The sequence below is a fragment of the Algoriphagus sp. NF genome (genome assembly GCF_028823735.1).
Taxonomy (GTDB): domain Bacteria; phylum Bacteroidota; class Bacteroidia; order Cytophagales; family Cyclobacteriaceae; genus Algoriphagus; species Algoriphagus marincola.
Window position 1 is genome coordinate 20869 of the sequence record NZ_JAPEIB010000026.1, and the last position, 17320, is coordinate 38188.

Annotated in this window: 17 protein-coding genes; 10 read left to right on the forward strand and 7 right to left on the reverse strand. The window is 42.0% G+C overall.

The window, feature by feature from the left end:
• Nucleotides 1–30 precede the first annotated feature (30 nt).
• Nucleotides 31–1005 (forward strand): formylglycine-generating enzyme family protein, encoded by a 975-nt coding sequence (locus OU792_RS12800; RefSeq protein ID WP_446698899.1) that lies wholly within the window; start codon nt 31–33, stop codon nt 1003–1005.
• A 48-nt stretch (nt 1006–1053) separates the two neighbouring features.
• On the opposite strand, the gene OU792_RS12805 is transcribed toward OU792_RS12800, so the two are convergent.
• On the reverse strand, nt 1054–1641 hold the full coding sequence (locus OU792_RS12805) for a riboflavin synthase (RefSeq protein ID WP_274670380.1): 588 nt from the start codon (nt 1639–1641) through the stop codon (nt 1054–1056).
• Between the two features lie 107 nt (nt 1642–1748).
• Here OU792_RS12805 and OU792_RS12810 point away from each other — a divergent pair, with 107 nt between their 5' ends.
• From OU792_RS12810 to OU792_RS12835, 6 genes are all read left to right on the forward strand, one after another.
• Entirely contained in the window at nt 1749–2414 is a 666-nt protein-coding gene (locus OU792_RS12810; protein WP_026946498.1) for a protein-L-isoaspartate(D-aspartate) O-methyltransferase, read from the forward strand.
• 92 nt (nt 2415–2506) lie between these two features.
• Complete coding sequence (locus OU792_RS12815; protein ID WP_274670381.1) at nt 2507–3034, forward strand: acyl-CoA thioesterase; 528 nt, start codon at nt 2507–2509, stop codon at nt 3032–3034.
• A 69-nt stretch (nt 3035–3103) separates the two neighbouring features.
• Nucleotides 3104–3679: a hypothetical protein gene (locus OU792_RS12820; protein WP_274670382.1), complete on the forward strand. Its 576-nt coding sequence runs from the start codon at nt 3104–3106 to the stop codon at nt 3677–3679.
• Nucleotides 3680–3991 (forward strand): DUF3817 domain-containing protein, encoded by a 312-nt coding sequence (locus OU792_RS12825; RefSeq protein WP_026946501.1) that lies wholly within the window; start codon nt 3680–3682, stop codon nt 3989–3991.
• 5 nt (nt 3992–3996) lie between these two features.
• Nucleotides 3997–5019: a hypothetical protein gene (locus OU792_RS12830; RefSeq protein WP_026946502.1), complete on the forward strand. Its 1023-nt coding sequence runs from the start codon at nt 3997–3999 to the stop codon at nt 5017–5019.
• A gap of 1 nt (nt 5020) precedes the next feature.
• Complete coding sequence (locus tag OU792_RS12835) at nt 5021–5812, forward strand: cation transporter (protein WP_274670383.1); 792 nt, start codon at nt 5021–5023, stop codon at nt 5810–5812.
• Nucleotides 5813–5814: 2 nt separating this feature from the next.
• On the opposite strand, the gene OU792_RS12840 is transcribed toward OU792_RS12835, so the two are convergent.
• The 3 genes from OU792_RS12840 to OU792_RS12850 are packed head-to-tail and all read right to left on the reverse strand — an operon-like array spanning nt 5815 to nt 9182.
• A complete protein-coding gene (locus OU792_RS12840) occupies nt 5815–6402 on the reverse strand; it encodes a Maf family nucleotide pyrophosphatase (protein ID WP_134201731.1) in 588 nt (195 codons plus the stop codon).
• Nucleotides 6371–7681, reverse strand: a complete 1311-nt coding sequence (locus OU792_RS12845; RefSeq protein ID WP_134201730.1) for a DUF1015 domain-containing protein — start codon at nt 7679–7681, stop codon at nt 6371–6373. The genes OU792_RS12840 and OU792_RS12845 overlap by 32 nt, the downstream gene beginning before the upstream one ends.
• Entirely contained in the window at nt 7674–9182 is a 1509-nt protein-coding gene (locus tag OU792_RS12850; RefSeq protein WP_134201729.1) for an acetyl-CoA carboxylase biotin carboxylase subunit, read from the reverse strand. The genes OU792_RS12845 and OU792_RS12850 overlap by 8 nt, the downstream gene beginning before the upstream one ends.
• Nucleotides 9183–9358: 176 nt before the next feature.
• Here OU792_RS12850 and OU792_RS12855 point away from each other — a divergent pair, with 176 nt between their 5' ends.
• Together OU792_RS12855 and OU792_RS12860 are read left to right on the forward strand one after the other, a co-directional pair.
• Entirely contained in the window at nt 9359–10609 is a 1251-nt protein-coding gene (locus OU792_RS12855) for an aminotransferase class I/II-fold pyridoxal phosphate-dependent enzyme (RefSeq protein ID WP_134201728.1), read from the forward strand.
• A gap of 99 nt (nt 10610–10708) precedes the next feature.
• The gene (locus OU792_RS12860; RefSeq protein WP_035475384.1) at nt 10709–10885 is read left to right on the forward strand and encodes a histone H1; all 177 of its coding nucleotides are present in this window, start codon (nt 10709–10711) and stop codon (nt 10883–10885) included.
• A 63-nt stretch (nt 10886–10948) separates the two neighbouring features.
• On the opposite strand, the gene OU792_RS12865 is transcribed toward OU792_RS12860, so the two are convergent.
• Nucleotides 10949–12790, reverse strand: a complete 1842-nt coding sequence (locus OU792_RS12865; RefSeq protein ID WP_166669397.1) for a M1 family metallopeptidase — start codon at nt 12788–12790, stop codon at nt 10949–10951.
• Between the two features lie 167 nt (nt 12791–12957).
• Between OU792_RS12865 and OU792_RS12870 the strand changes: the two genes are divergently transcribed.
• On the forward strand, nt 12958–16080 hold the full coding sequence (locus OU792_RS12870) for a VPS10 domain-containing protein (RefSeq protein WP_134201727.1): 3123 nt from the start codon (nt 12958–12960) through the stop codon (nt 16078–16080).
• A 165-nt stretch (nt 16081–16245) separates the two neighbouring features.
• Here OU792_RS12870 and OU792_RS12875 read toward each other — a convergent pair whose 3' ends face one another.
• Both OU792_RS12875 and OU792_RS12880 read right to left on the reverse strand, forming a co-directional pair.
• On the reverse strand, nt 16246–16677 hold the full coding sequence (locus OU792_RS12875) for a hypothetical protein (RefSeq protein ID WP_134201726.1): 432 nt from the start codon (nt 16675–16677) through the stop codon (nt 16246–16248).
• A gap of 76 nt (nt 16678–16753) precedes the next feature.
• Entirely contained in the window at nt 16754–17263 is a 510-nt protein-coding gene (locus tag OU792_RS12880; protein WP_274670384.1) for a hypothetical protein, read from the reverse strand.
• Nucleotides 17264–17320 lie beyond the last annotated feature (57 nt).

Below are 17320 nucleotides of genomic sequence, written 5' to 3' on the forward strand. Positions count from 1 at the left end.
TCCGAAGGTCAAATAGTCTACGACACACCGATGCCTTCCAAGGATACTCCTAAAGGAATGGCCTGGATTCCGGGAGGTGAATTTACGATGGGAACGAACGAGGCTGACGCCTATGCTGCTGAAAAGCCTGCAGTTCGACTGAAAGTAGAAGGCTTTTGGATGGATACTCATGAGGTTACGAATGCAGAATTTGCAGAATTCGTGGAGGAAACAGGCTACATCACCATGGCTGAGCGTCCTATCGAATGGGAAGAATTAAAGAAACAACTTCCTCCAGGCACACCAAAACCAGATGATTCGGTGCTAGTTCCTGGATCCTTGGTTTTTACTCCACCACCCTATCAAGTTCCGCTTCAGGATATTTCACTTTGGTGGACTTGGGTCAATGGAGCATCTTGGAAGCATCCTGAAGGCCCTGAATCTAACTTGAAGGGTCGAGAAAATCACCCAGTCGTTCACATCGCCTATGATGATGCAGTGGCCTATGCAGAATGGGTTGGGAAGCGTTTACCTACAGAGATCGAGTGGGAGTTTGCTGCCAGAGGTGGAATGAACGGAAAAAGATTTGCCTGGGGTGATGAGCTCACTCCAAACGGCCAATATCTAGCAAATACGTTTCAGGGGAATTTTCCAAATGAAAACACAGGAATGGACGGTTTTGTGGGAACAAGCCCCGTAAAATCTTTTGCACCCAATACGTTTGGACTTTTTGATATGATTGGGAATGTCTGGGAATTGACCAGCGATTGGTATGATGCACTGAAGTTTGCAAGATTGGCAGGAGAAGCACCCAAGCTTGATGCCGGAATGAATCCATGCTACAACCCTGATAATCCCTTCGCTCAAGAGCGAGTCATCAAAGGTGGCTCCTACCTTTGTGCAGCCAATTACTGCGTAAACTATCGTCCCTCAGCTAGACAAGGTCAAGCCTATGACTCAGGAACTTCCAATGTCGGCTTTAGACTGGTAAAGGACCCCGAAAACAAGAACCTTACGCTTAAATGAGCATTGATTCGACACAATAAAGGCCTCTCATTTTGGAGGCCTTAATTATTAGTAACCTTTAAGGATTCGCTTGATATACTTTCCTACAATATCAAACTCCAAATTGACTGTATCCCCTACTTTCAATTGGTGAAAATTGGTGTGTTCGTAGGTATATGGAATGATGGCAACAGAAAAAATCCCTGGTCCGGAATTAAAGCAGGTCAAACTAGTCCCATTAATCGTGATTGACCCTTTCTCTACAGTGACATTCCCAAGGCTTGAATCATATTCAAAATCAAAAACCCAGGAACCGTTTTCATCCTTTATTCCCGTAATTCTTGCTACTTGATCGACATGACCTTGAACAATATGGCCATCAAATCGTCCGTTTGCAGACATGCAGCGTTCCAGATTTACTTTTTTACCAACAGTCCATTGCGAGAGATTGGTCTTTTGAATTGTCTCATCAATTGCTGTGACTTTGTAGGTCTGGGGAGTGGTTTCAACAACAGTCAGGCAAACCCCATCATGAGCAAGCGATTGATCGACCTTCAGTTCAGGAGCTAAATTGGACTCCAATAAAAAATGTGCGTTTGAGCCTTCTCTTACGATTTCTTTTACCGTGCCAAACGATTCGATGATACCAGTGAACATGCGTGATTTCTTTTTGATTGAGTTTCAATGATTAAGTACAAAATGCCCTAAAGGGTTTCAAATTAAGCCAAATAATCACTTATCTTCGACGTGAATCCAAATAAAATATGCCACTTCTCAAGCTCGAAGACACCTACCTTCACAAGGGTAAAAGAAAAGCTCTCGTTCGGGAGATCAAGCAGAAGGGAATCTCTGACGAACGAGTCCTAGAAGCGATCAATACCCTACCCAGACATTTTTTCTTTGACTCAGCGCTAGTTTCTCATGCTTATGAAGACAAAGCTTTCCCGATTGGAGAGGGTCAGACCATTTCCCAGCCTTATACGGTTGCCTTTCAAACTCAGCTCTTAGACGTAAAGCCCGGTCAAAAAATCTTGGAAATTGGAACAGGCTCAGGCTATCAGGCAAGTATTCTTCACTTAATGGGAGCAGAAGTTTATACCATCGAATATCAAAAGAAGCTTTTCGAGGGGACCAAAAAATTCCTTAATAGGCTTGGGATCACTGATATGAAGCTTTTCTACGGGGATGGATCTCAGGGCTTGGCAAGTCACGCTCCATTTGACCGGATTTTGGTAACTGCAGGGGCACCTGTAGTCCCTGATGCACTAATCGATCAATTGGTGCCGGGAGGAATTTTAGTAATCCCTGTAGGTGACCGAAGCCGTCAAAAAATGCTCAAAATCACCAAACAAAAAGGCGGCAAATATACTTCTGAAGAATATGACTATTTCGCTTTTGTCCCTCTGTTGGGAAAAGATGGCTGGCGGTAATTGCAATTGAATCAGAATAAAATTTTGTTTCAAAATAAATGCAAGCCATTATTTAGAATATAATTTTTATTTTTGTCTCAAATCATTGAAATATGGCTAAGAAAAAATTCGCTAAAGATTCGGCAACTATCATGACAGAGATGGTATTGCCCAACGATACCAATACCTTGAATAACCTGATGGGAGGAAGACTCATGCACTGGATGGATGTGGTGGCCGCCATTGCTGCACAGAAGCACTCCAATCGAATCGTAGTCACAGCCTCTGCAGATAGCATTTCCTTCAAACAGCCAATTGCTTTGGGAAATGTGGTGACCCTGGCAGCTCAAGTCACTCGGGCTTTCAACTCTTCCATGGAGGTACACATTGAAGTCACGGCTGAGGATATTCCTGCTAACAAAAAGACGGTCACTCACCGGGCATTTTTCACCTTTGTAGCAGTAGATCAAAATGGCAAACCGATAGAAGTCCCTGAGGTGGTGACAGAAACAAAAGAAGAAATTGAGCTTTACGAAGGAGCACTGAGACGACGACAGCTACGCTTAGTCTTAGCCAAACGAATGAAACCAGAGGATGCGGTGGAGCTTAAATCCATTTTCAATTTGGACATTCCGCAATAATTCGATCAGGAGACTAACAAAGTCTCCTTTTTTTTTGGGAGGTGACCAATTTTTAAGCAATTTTCAAGCATGGAAAGTGACTCACTACATAGTCTGAAATTACTCCTGAACGAAGATTTATACTTGGTTCCAGAAGAGATTTATCAAATTATATCCCCCGAAAAAACAGAGCTAGGAAAAGCGGTTAAAAAAGAAACAACTCCTAGCTACGATCAAGCTCCGCCTGTGGATGATTCCAGTGTCGCGGATGAGGTAAAAGAACCTGTTGCTCCAATCATTAGAGGGCAATTTGCCAAAGGGATTTTGATCCTTCATGAGGAAGACGAGCTTGCAGATGAAGTGATGGATATGCTGTCGAAGATGGTTTCGGCTGTAAATCATTCCATGAGTGATGTGGGGCTTTTGAGCAGTGAAGAATTGAAGGGTAAAAGTCTGGAGGATTTTCAGGCAATCAATGCTCACAAGGTCATTAAGTTTGGAAAGATCTCACACCCTATCAACGCCCTGCCGATTCCTTCCTATCAAATCAAAACCGAGGAGGAAACCGAATACCTATTTGCTGATTCTCTCACACAAATTAGCATGGATAGAGCACTGAAAAAGAAGCTCTGGGAAAACCTTCAAACCCTATTTAATATCAGCTAAATGAATACCGAACAAGTAAAATGGGCCAAGCGCTTCAAATGGATAAGCTTAATCGAAGGAATATCTTTTTTGGTACTCCTCTTCATAGCTATGCCGCTCAAATATATCTATGAACTCCCAATGGCAGTCACCGTAGTTGGTTGGATTCACGGGGTATTATTTGTCATCTATATCTATGTGGTTTTTCCTACGGCTTCCAAACTGAAATGGAATTTTAGCCGGACATTCTTTGCATTGATTGCTTCAGTTCTTCCTTTTGGACCCTTTATTTTTGATCGAAATCTGCGAAAAAGTCAAAAAGTAGAATTGTAGTATCGATGGCATTGATCAGCAAAAAGAAGCAAGTCTATCCCATCAGTAAAGGGCTGAGAGATTACCTGATCAATCATGGAAGAGAAGTGGATATCCCAATTCACTATGATGAACTGCTTCGATACAAGGATTCAATTGCATTATATGACTCCAAAGAGCAGGATACGTTGTGGGAAACTGTTTTTTATGAGCAGACTGACCGTGAAGAGATTCATTACAATGTCAAGCGAATCTATGCAATCCTAAAAGCCGGAGGTGACATGTCTGTCATGGAGCACCTTTACATTGATCGAATTGATCTCTGCATTTATGGGAATACTCAGCCCTTCCGAATTCGGATCGTAAACCGGATCAATGATAATTTTGACTATTTCTACATCAAAAATGCGGACGCCTCAAGGGTTTACGGGCTAGAGCTGGAACATTTACTTTCTCCCAACAGAATTAGCTACCTCGTACATCGAAACACCCTGATTGAGGAGCATATCGCAGGAATTCCTGGAGATAAATTTATGCGATTGCATATGCAGGATTCCCACCTGAATCCCATTCGATTGGCGAAAGAGTTTGTAAAATTCAATGAGCGCTGCTTCGTAAGATTGTTAGGAGACATGCATTCTTCAAATTTTGTAATCGATGTGACTCCAGACTTTGAAGAAACCAATTATCGGATCCGGGCTATTGACTTTGATCAGCAATCCTATGAGGGTAAAAAGTCTATCTACCTACCCCAATATTTCAAGGAAAATAATGTCCTGATCCAATTGGGCATGAAATACATCACTCCGGAATCTATGCGCCAATATCAGCGGGAAGAGCGAGCCCTGATCGCTACCCGAGTCAAATCATCTAAGCAAGAAATTGAATCAATCCTTCAGGCGATGGAAAATGATCAGATTTCACCCTTAGAAAATATCGATAGCCTAAGGAGAGAATTGGCAAGGCATTACAAAAACCAAAAGTTTATGAGTTGCCAAAATATGGGACAAATCCTTCGGGTAAGTTTACAACAGGTACTTAATTATTAAAATGAACAGGTCTACTTTTTCAATTCCTCAAATGGATTGTCCATCCGAAGAAACCATGATTCGGATGAAACTTCAAAATGTAAAGGGAATAGCAGGACTTTCATTTGACTTGGAGAAAAGGATTTTGGATGTCTCGCATGAAGGAGATGTGAAGGAAATCTCGGCTGCACTCGAGGAGTTAAACCTTGGAAGCAAATTTATTCAAACGACCGAGATTGAGAAATTTAAAAAGACTGAGGACGGAGTTCAGAAAAAGCTTCTGTGGACAGTTCTGATCATAAATTTTTCATTCTTCCTGATTGAAATGATTTTCGGATGGCTAGCGGGATCCATGGGATTGGTGGCCGATAGCCTGGATATGCTTGCCGATTCCTTGGTTTATGCGCTTAGCCTCATTGCCGTAGGAAGCAGCATCACGAGACAAAAACAAGTAGCAGGAATAGCAGGTGTTTTTCAGCTTTTATTGGCAGCCGGTGGATTTTATGAAGTGGTCAGAAGATTTCTGAATGTGGATGAAAGACCTGATTACCAGTGGATGATCATTATTTCGATTTTGGCATTGATTGCAAATGCCTGGTGTCTTTACCTTTTGCAAAAATCAAAAAGTCAGCAAGCCCATATGAAGGCAAGTATGATTTTCACCTCCAATGACATCTTGATCAATGCAGGTGTAATCATTGCCGGCTTGATGGTCCTTTGGCTAGATTCCTCCCTCCCAGATTTGATCATCGGGGCATTCGTATTCGTTTTGGTGAGTTTGGGAGCTTGGCGGATTTTGAAATTGGCGAAATAAAATCACCACTTTTTCAATTGCTCATAAACCAAGTGGAGCGGAAAACCCATGACATTAAAATACGAGCCTTCAATCCGGGAAACACCAATGAAACCAATCCATTCCTGAATACCGTAGGCTCCGGCTTTGTCAAATGGCTTGTAATCTTTGATATAATGCCAAATCTCCTCTTCCTCCAAAAATCGAAAAGTGACCAAGGTCTCATCTTCTAAGGTGATTCTTTTCAGACGATCCTTGATGGTGACAGCAGTCATCACTGTATGAGTGGCTCCTGATAGGCTTTTGATCATATCAAAGGCCTCCTGATCGGATTGGGGCTTACCTAAAACATGCCCATTTTCAATCACCACAGTATCAGAAGTAATCAAAATCTCGTTTTCCAGAAGTTCATCGGGAAAGGATTCTGATTTCAATTTAGAAAGGTAAGCAGCTACGTATTCGGCCGGAATATCGGAAGGAATGGATTCGTCCACCGGACTGGATTTGATCTCAAACTCAATCTCCAGGCCTCGAAGCAATTCCTGCCGACGAGGTGAATTGGAGGCTAAAATGATTTTCTTATCCTTCAGATTTTCTAAAAAACGCATCATAGTTGAATTCAAATTCGCTTTGCTCGATACTGGCAAAAAGCAGCCCGCTCAAAGCCTTAGGATAAAAGTACGTAGATTTTTGCGGCATCAAATGCCCTGATTGACAAACTTCCATGACAGTTCGCATTGAAAGTTCTCGGGTGATCAAAGCAAAGCTAGCCTGACCCGATCTGACCTGCCTAAGACAGCGAGCGAAATTCCGCTCATAGGCAATCTGTGATGAATTCCTCTGTTCTTCTCGATTGATTCCCAAGATTTGATTGAAAACCACCTCATGTAAAACAGCAAGGTCCAGCTTTCGAATCACTTCCGGTAAATCATGATTGATAGTCTGGTACTTCTCTGGAATTAATTCGAGTACATATCCCTCCTCTCCTAGTAGCAAACCAAAAGAAAATGGCTTGTGCAGGGCATAATTCCCGATTTCTTCAGCATCCCCAAATTTCTTGACTTCGAACCAAGCTGATAATTTATCTAAAAAGGAATCTTGACTATCGGTCAATCCATAAAATAGTCTGTGGGTTGGCAGAATTTTCAGATCATCTGATGCCGCATTTGTCAAATACATCAGGTGGTAGTCATGAGCTTTCCACTTGCGGTCCAGAAATTCATCTTTCATTTCCTTCCTCAAAGCTATACTCCCTTCTATCCGATGATGACCATCTGCCAAGACAACCTGCTTTTGCGCAAGCAAATCCAAAAACTCGGAAATCACCTGCCGATCATGGATCACCGACAATACCTCCCTAACCCCCTGATAATCTTCCAATTCATAAAGAGGGCTCTGAATAGCTTCATCCATCCATTGCTCTAGTTTGAATTCCGGATCATCGTATAATCCATGGGTTGGAGATGCTTGAATTTTAGCCTTTTTAAGAAGATCTACTCGATCATTTACAGCAGAAACGATGGTGTTTTCATGCCGTAAGATTTGCTTTTCTTCCCAGTCATAAGCTTTGATTTGTGCTATAAAACCCTTTCGACAGCGCTCTGTGGTCTCCCCGGGAAGTCGGAAGTATTGATAGTAAACATAGATTCCGGGCAGATAATCCTGACGGAGGATTCCCTCTGATTTCCACTTCTGAAGTGTTTCAAAGGCCTCTTTTCCCGGATCAGCGCCCTTTGGGACAGAAAGATGAATGCTGTTTAAGGGATTTTCATACAAAAGCTCCCGTTGCTTGGAAGAAACAACATCGAAAAGTGGCGCGGTAAGTTCTTCTACTTTGGAATTGAAAGTCTCAGCATATCGCCATGCTCGAAGAGGAAGGATTTCAGCCATCTATTTTCAATCTTTTTCTCCATGCCGAGTTCTGATTACTTTTCGCACTTTCTCCTGACACTTGAGTTGCCTGTTTTTCTTTTTCAAAAAACTCTACGGCCAAAGCCGCAATAAGTGACTCCTCTTCATCGGAAAGTGAATCATCCAGTACATCCGGAGTAAAATATTTCTCTACAAACTTGGTATCAAAATCTCCACTCACAAAAGCCTCATGCTGCAAAGCAAAGCGGCAAAATGATAAAGTAGTCTGAATTCCTGTGATTTGATAATCATCGATAGCCCGGATCATTCTTGAAATCGCGGCTTCCCGATTTTCAGCGTGTGTAATCAGCTTTGAAATCATCGGGTCATAATAAATCGGAATTTGCATTCCTTCCTCGAAACCATCATCTACCCGAATTCCCGGCCCTTGTGGTCTCTGGTAAGTTTGAAGCTTCCCAATATCCGGAAGGAAATTATTTTTTGGATCTTCAGCATATACACGGACCTCTACCGAATGTCCATTGATTGTCAAATCCTCTTGAGCAAACTGTAATTCCCTGCCTTCTGCAATCCAAATCTGTTCTTTGACCAGGTCTTTCCCAGTGATCATCTCGGTGACAGGATGCTCTACTTGCAAGCGGGTATTCATTTCTAGGAAGTAGAAATTCAGATCTCCGTCAACGATAAATTCCACTGTCCCAGCTCCAAAATAATTACAGGCTTTGGCCACACCAACGGCCGCTTCTCCCATTGCTTTCCTCATTTCAGGGCTCACTACAGCTGAAGGAGCTTCTTCAATTACCTTTTGATGTCTTCGCTGAATCGAACACTCCCGCTCAAAGAGATAAACGACATTTCCATGCTGATCTCCCAAGACCTGTATCTCAATATGACGTGGGGAAGTAATAAACTTTTCAATAAAAACTGCACCATCCCCAAAAGCAGATTGCGCCTCGCTGACAGCGCGTTGCATTTGCTCCTCAAAATCTGCTTCCGATTCCACTATTCGCATTCCCTTTCCCCCACCTCCGGCAGAAGCTTTGATCAGGATAGGATAGCCGATTTCTGCAGCTCGCTCTTTCGCAGCAGGAATATCAGAAATGGCTTCCTCTGTACCAGGCACCAAAGGAATATCGTAAGTGGATACTGCCTGTTTCGCGGCCAGTTTACTTCCCATTACTTCAATAGACTCCGGAGAAGGTCCGACGAAAAGCAATCCCGCATCGGTAACTTTCTTTGCAAAAACTGCATTTTCAGACAAGAAACCGTAGCCTGGATGAATTGCATCTACCTTAAGATCTTTGCAAACTTCGATGATTTTGTCACCCAACAAATAAGATTCGGATGAAGGTGGTGGCCCCAAGCAAACTGCCTCATCTGCGTATTTGACATGAGGGGAAAGCCGATCAGCTTCACTGTAAACGGCAACTGTTTTTATCCCAAGCTCTTTTGCAGAGCGCATGATACGAAGGGCAATTTCACCTCGATTGGCAACAAGGAGTTTTTGAATTTTTCTCATGTTCTAAAGTTGGGTTTGGGTCTATCGAATCTAAAAAGCGAAGAAAACAAATATATTTGACTTAAAATAAAGATTAGGCCAAGCCATTTTGCTTTTTTGCTTGGTAGGCATATAAGTTGTATTTTTGGCGAATTTTAAAACCGAAAAATTATTGCTTAATCATAAATAATATCACCTTGGATTTATTTGCAAAACTACAAACCAACCTAGGTCCACTAGGCAAACATTCAGCTTGGTCAGACGGGTACTACATGTTTCCAAAGCTAGAAGGAGAGATTGCACCCCGCATGATGTTTCAAGGTCGAGAGGTCTTGACCTGGTCATTGAATAACTACCTAGGACTTGCCAATCACCCTGAAGTTCGTAAAGCTGACGCTGATGCAGCTGCTAAGTGGGGAGCTGCCTATCCAATGGGCGCTCGAATGATGTCAGGACAGACTACCCTTCACGAGCAGCTTGAAAGTGAACTTGCTGAATTTGTAGGAAAAGAAAAAGCATACCTACTAAACTACGGCTATCAAGGTATCATGTCGGTAATCGATGCACTACTTGATCGTAAGGACGTCGTGGTATATGATTCAGAATGCCACGCCTGTATCATCGATGCTCTTAGAATGCACATGGGTAAGCGATATGTGTATCCGCATAATGATATCGAAAATGCAGAAAAGCAATTGGAAAGAGCGACCAAGCTTGCAGCAGAAACAGGCGGAGGTATCCTATTCATTACGGAAGGTGTCTTCGGAATGACTGGTGATCAGGGCAAGTTGAAAGAGATTTGCGATCTGAAGAAAAAGTTTCAATTCCGTCTTCTTGTAGATGATGCACATGGTTTTGGTACTTTGGGTAAAACAGGTGCTGGTACACATGAGGAGCAAGGAGTAATTGAAGAAGTGGATTTGTACTTCTCCACTTTTGCCAAGTCTATGGCTTCTATCGGAGCTTTCATTGCTGGTGATGAAAAAGTAATTCACTACCTACGCTTTAATATGCGTTCTCAAATCTTCGCCAAATCACTTCCAATGATCTTGGTAGAGGGTGGTTTGAAGCGATTGGAACTACTAAGAACTCGACCTGAGCTTAAGAATAATCTTTGGAAAATTGTCAATGCCCTTCGAAAAGGACTACATGATGAAGGTTTCAGCACTGGAAAATCAAATTCTCCTGTAACGCCAGTAGTATTAAATGGTACTGTAGGTGAAGCTGCGGCCCTTTCGCATGATTTGCGAGAGAATTACAACATCTTCTGTTCAGTAGTGATTTACCCTGTAGTACCTAAAGGCATGATTATCTTGAGGTTAATCCCTACAGCTGTTCATACTTTAGAAGATGTAAATGAAACTGTAAAAGCATTTGCAGCAGTGAAAGAAAAACTGACCAGTGGTCAATACAGGAATTCTGAACTTGCCATTACATTTGGTGAGTAAAAAATTTTCAAAAAAAAGGCCATTAGGATTGAAATAGTAAGTATTTGGGCTATATTGACCCTATAAAATTATCATCAACCTAAAAAAACTACTTTTACTATGAGCAGATTTGACGAAGTAAAAAATCTTGTAATGGACCTCGAAGCTGATTTCGATAAGTTCTATTCTAAAGGAAATCAGGCAGCTGGTACACGTGTTCGTAAAGGCATGCAAGACTTGAAAAACCTAGCGCAAGATATCCGTAAAGAAGTACAAGATATGAAGAACGCTGGTTGATCCTACTGAAAATAAAAAAGGTGACCAAATGGTCACCTTTTTTTATGCCTAAAAAGTAGAGCCTTAAAACTCTACTTTGTTATTTTCTGGCTGTACATCCGCCATTCGCTTGGTTGGATCAATTTCGATTGATTTAATGGTCTCTAGATTTCTATCAACAACAAGTGTTTTTTCCAGATTAACCCAGCCCCATTTTTCAGTATGGATGCGAGTAGGTGTTCCTGCTTCCTGAGCTTTTTCCCCCCGCATGATCACCAATGGCAAATAAATGGACTCTTGGGTTCCGTCCTTGTAGGTAATGACCAAATCCACAGGCATAGGCATCAAGCCCACCCGCTGAAGCGTAATTTCGGTTTTTTCACCATTGGCTTTAGCTTCTTTGATCGCATAATCAATAGTCTTAGTGGTATGGACGAAATATTCCTTGTACCAGTCTAGCTCCAAGCCACTTTCTTTTTCCATGATTCGGATCAAATCATTCACGTTTGGATGCTTGAACTTCCACTCATTGAAGTATCGAAGTAATCCACGATCCCTAACCTCTGCTCCAATCACATAGCCCATCTGCTCCATGAAAACAGCACCCTTGGAATAAGCTGCAGCCCCATAGGCACGGTTTGTATGATAATGATCTGAGTGTGTAGCCAAAGGCTCTTCTAGTCCAGATGCTACCAAACCAAAGTATCCACGGTAACTGCCAGCATGTACATTAGATCTACCACGTGACATAATTTCTCCCATAGTCAAATTGGTAGCATAAGAGGTAAACCCTTCATCCATCCATGGATACAAAGACTCATTGGTAGCCAAGACCCCATGATACCAGCTATGTGCTAATTCGTGAACCATCACCCCTACTAAAGATGGTAAGCTACGCTCTCCGGTAATTAGAGTGGACATGGCATATTCCATTCCTCCATCTCCACCTTGTACTACAGAAAACTGCTTGTACGGATATTGACCAAAGTGCTTGGACATATATTCGATCGCTTTTGGGGTGAATTCTTTCAGTTTCTCCCAATTCTCAGACGTTTTTTCTCCAGGAATGAAGAAATGGTGAACGGTAATTCCATTATCCATCAACACCTTATCGTGTTGGTATTTTGGATCTGCTCCCCACATGAAATCATGAACCATTGGAGCTTTGAAGTGCCAAGTAAGTGTTTCACCCGTTGGTTCTGGTACAGTTACACCTTCATCTTGGTAGCCATGACCAATTTCATTCGGGTTTTGCAAGTATCCCGTACCTCCGATAGTGTATTCCTTATCGATGGTGATTTTCACATCAAAATCTCCCCAAATTCCATAAAACTCCCGTCCGATGTATGGATTGGCATGCCAACCTTGCTCATCGTAGTTAGCTAATTTCGGATACCACTGTGACATGGAGTAGCGAACTCCTTCTTCAGAATCACGACCAGATCTTCTGATCTGAACAGGGACTTGGCCATCAAATTCTAATTCTAAAGTAGCCTGGGAGTTAGGTAAAATCGGCTCTGGAAGGGTCACTTCTAGGATGGTACCCACCTCATTCGCTTCGGCAGTTTTTCCATTCACTTTTAGATTTTTGACATGCAAATAACCAATCTCATCAGGAGAAAGCTTTGAAATCCGATCTCCTACCCTACGGTCTGGGTCAGCAATGGTACGAGACCGCACATCCATCATACTTCCCGGCTGAAAAGCATTGTAATACAAGTGGTAAAAAACTCGATGCAGCGTGTCAGGCGAGTTGTTGGAATAAACTAGGCGCTGCGTACCTTGATACTGATTGGTATTCACATCCATGGATACTTCCATCTGATAATCCACCGCCTGTTGGAAACGACCAGTTTGAGCCCAGGCCACTGAACCAAAAAGGAATAGAAAAAGCCCTAATACAGGCTTTTGATAACGATTCGACATATATTTTTAATTTTTTCTTAAAGAAAAGGAAAAATGCACTGACCCACCAAACCGATAATCAATTTTTAGAAAGAACTTCCTGTTCAGCACATTTTGAATCCATTAGAATAAAAATTAAAAATGGGTGGATTAGTTTTATTTTATTTAAAGAAAAAATCACCAATTCTATGAGAAAACTCTTTACTCTCTGGCTGATGTTCCTTTTGGGCTCAACAGTCATTGCACAAGATGTGGACATGGATCTTTTCAAATCCATGAAAACAAGAAATGTGGGACCTGCAGGGATGAGTGGAAGAATCACGGCTATTGATGCTGTAGATGATAATCCTTCCATCATTTATGCTGGTTCTGCCTCTGGCGGACTTTGGAAATCTACATCAGGTGGCATCCATTGGGAGCCAATCTTTGATGAGCAGGTTGTCCATTCCATTGGAGCGATTTCCATTTATCAGAAAAACCCTTCTGTAATCTGGATTGGAACCGGAGAAGGAAACCCTCGAAACTCGCTAAATCTGGGATATGGAGTATACAGATCCCTAGATGCAGGCAAAACTTGGGAGCTGATGGGTTTGGAAAAAACTCGAGCCATCCACCGAATTATCGTTCATCCTGACGATCCCAATACCGTGTATGTGGGTGCAATCGGTTCTCCTTGGGGAGAGCAGGAAGAGCGCGGTCTTTACAAAACCACAGATGGAGGAAAGACTTGGGATAAAATCCTTTACATCGACGAAAAAACGGGAGTGGGTGAAATGATCATGGACCCCAATAATCCAAACAAACTGTTTGTCAACATGTGGCAGCATCGCCGTTATCCGTGGTTTTTCGAATCAGGAGGACCTTCTTCTGGTTTATATGTAACACATGATGGTGGTGAAAACTGGAAAAGGCTAGATGATAAAAATGGCCTTCCAAAAAGCGACTATGGTCGTATGGGACTTGCCATTTCTGCCGCAAACAGCAGCAAAGTATATGCTTTAGTTGAGTCCAAAAAGAACGCACTCTACGTTTCTGAAGACGGAGGCGAAAATTTCAAAATGATCAATGATAAGCCAGAAATAGGCGATCGACCATTTTACTACTTTGAAATTCACGCCGATCCTAAAAATGAAAACCGTATCTACACACTCTATTCTCGTGTGGGAATGAGCGAAGACGGTGGAAAGTCATTTACCCAAATCTTGCAGTATGCGGGCGTTCACCCAGACCACCATGCCTGGTACATCAATCCTAATGATCCCAAGCTCATGATGGACGGGAATGATGGAGGGTTAAACATTACCCGAGATGGTGGCAAAAACTGGTATTTTGCAGAAAAACTACCTGTCGGACAATTCTATCACGTCAATGTAGACAATGAACTTCCATACAATATCTATGGAGGAATGCAGGACAACGGCTCTTGGGTAGGTCCGGCTTATGTCTGGAGAAGAGACGGTATCCGAAATACTTATTGGCAGGAAATCTCTTTTGGTGATGGATTCGATGTCGTTCCACATCCGGCAAATTCTAGATTTGGATATACCATGTCACAGGGTGGAAATCTATCCCGATTTGACAAACTTACCGGCCACAACCGATTCATCCGACCTACGCATCCGGACAAGGATGTTTTCTTACGATTCAACTGGAATGCAGCGATCGCAGAAGATCCCCACAATGAAAACGGTGTGTATTACGGATCACAGTTTTTACACAAGTCCAGCGACAGTGGAGAAACTTGGGAAATCATCTCTCCTGATTTGACTACCAATGACTCTACCAAGCAGCGTCAGCAGCAAACTGGAGGTCTTACATTTGATATTACCGGTGCTGAAAACCATACGACGATTATTTCCATCGCTCCTAGCCCTGTGGACTCGGATGTAATCTGGGTAGGCACTGATGACGGCAACCTTCAAGTCACTCAGGATGGTGGTGAAAATTGGACAAATGTTGCTTCAAAACTTCCCGGACTGCCTAAGGCAAGTTGGATCGCGCAGATTCAAGCTTCCAAGTATGCTGCAGGAGAGGTTTGGGTGATTGCCAATAACTACCGAAACAATGACTTCACTGCTTATGCTTATCACAGCAGCGATTTTGGAAAAACTTTTACGCGCATAGCTGACGATTCCAAAGTCTGGGGGTATACGCTTTCAATTAAGCAGGACCCTGTAGAGCCTAACTTAGTGTTCTTGGGTACCGAATACGGATTGTATGTTTCATTTGACAAGGCAAAAACCTGGAACAAGTGGGAACATGGCTATCCAAAAGCCGTTTCTACCTACGACATGGCCATTCAGGAAAGAGAAGCGGATCTCGTGATCGGTACATTTGGCCGATCCATGTGGGTACTCGATGATATTCGTCCTTTGCGGATTTTCGCTGCTAATAACGGAGCCATGCCTGCGGCCAAAATCACTGCAGTTCCTGCTCCAGATGCTTATCAAGTGGAAATTCAGCAGCCTCACGGAGAGCGATTCCCTGCTGATGGAAAATATGCCGGTGAAAACCGGGAGACAGGCGGCCGCTTGAGCTTCATTTTGAATGATGACAAAGAAAAGCTGGACACCGTTACGGTAAATATCTACAATCAGGCAGGCGAGCAAATCCGGACGCTGAAGACTACACCAGAAAAAGGAGTCAATCGGGTAAATTGGAATCTCGATAGAAAGTCAACTGCTGAATATTATGGAGAGCGAACCAATAGAAACAGATTCTTTGAGCCTTCTGGAGGAGATGTCATCCCTGGTACCTACAAAGTAGAATTTGTCTATGGGGAGGAAAAAGCTGAAACCATGATCACCGTTCATTCAGATCCAAGAATTGAAACTCGAATTGCTGATCTTCAGGCAAAGGATGCATTCATGAAGGAAATGGAAGCTTTGCAAAGCAGAATGAACAAGGCTAACCATCAAATGGACGAAGCAGAAAAAACCATCAAAAAGGTACAGGATATGACCAAAGACTTGGATTCTGAGGAGGCAAAGGCACTTGCTGAAGCTGCCAAAGAGATCAAGAAAAAATTGGATACAGTGAAGGAAGCTTTCAACGGCCCAACAAGAGAAGGACAGGGAATTGTTCGAAATCTGTACCCTACTACCATGAGCCTTCAATTTGTGCCAAGACGCTATGCAGGCAGCTCTTATTCAGCACCAGGACCAACAGAACAGCGAACGCTAAACCATGCGAAGGAAGCTGCTGATGAAGCAATTGCCGTCTTGGATGAGTTCCTTGCAGGTGACTGGAAGGCTTTCGAGGAAAAGGTGAAAAGTACAAAAATTGACTTATTTGAGTCTGTTGAAGACTGATTCTAAAGTTGGGAGCAGGAAGCTTGAAGTTTGAAAAATGAAAAACTTAAATAAAACCTGCTTCAAAAAAAATCAAATCAATACCAAAAATAGGAGGCTGTTCTCAATGAGGACGGCCTTTTATTATTATTAATTCATTAATAATTCAATTCCTAATTTGGAGGACTATTTCTCTTTTCTTTTTAAGAATGATTCTTTTAAAATTGAATTTTCCAAGACCAAGGTATCTCCATTGAAATGGAATTGATAAGAAGTAGAGCCTAAATAGTTCCCATTTGAACTAAAGGCTCTTAACTCAAGAGAATCTTCAATTATCGACCACTTAATTTTAGGATAATCCATTATTGACATATCGGATTCTTGTAGTTGCTTTCTAACAATTCTAAAATCAAGAATATAATCACCATTTTTTTTAAACGCATAAGTATATTTTTGATCAATGGATTCATCATCACGAATAATTCCATATTTTTCAGACTTAACCATTATCCAAACTCCCATTAGTTTGTCTTCATCTTGAAAATAAGCGTCTATTTTTTCACTAAAATTTGGAATCAAAACCAAGAAACAAAAACTATAAATTAAAGAAAAGATCATGGTCGTTGATTTTAGTATTCAGAGTTAATTAAAAAAGCATTCTATTGAGGTGCTTTTTTAAATGTCATTGACACAATTAAAAATCCTTACCGCAAACTGCCATTTTGGAGGGATCGAAAACAGACTGCTCAGCTGCTAAACCAATATCACCAGCCACCAAGATAACTTCATAATCTGGTCCATCATTCGCTAAGTGAATTTTGACATGCCCTTCAAATAGCGCAAAATCCTCAAAACTCAACTTAGATCCATCAGATAATTGCTCAAGAACGGTCACGCTTTGAAGTGAATTTGCAGGGACGGAATTCAGTACAAAGGCAATCGGAGCATCCTGCAATTGATAGTTGCCGAAATGAAGGTGTGCGGGATAACTTACATTGGAATTGCTATTTGCGCCATCTAGGATAATACTAAGTTCCAGCTTTCCTCCTACCAATTCTTTGACAGTCAAGGTGCCATTAAAATCAAAGTCTGAGGACTTATATAATTCGTATTCAGCGACTTTTCCCGTGTAAATATCTGGCTCGGGATCACTGCAGGCAAACCCCAAACCTATTATCATTATACTCAGAAGTAACTTTTTCATGCTTGTTCAGTTTTCATAGCTAAAACGTCAGATTTACAAAACCTGTTCGTTTTCTCA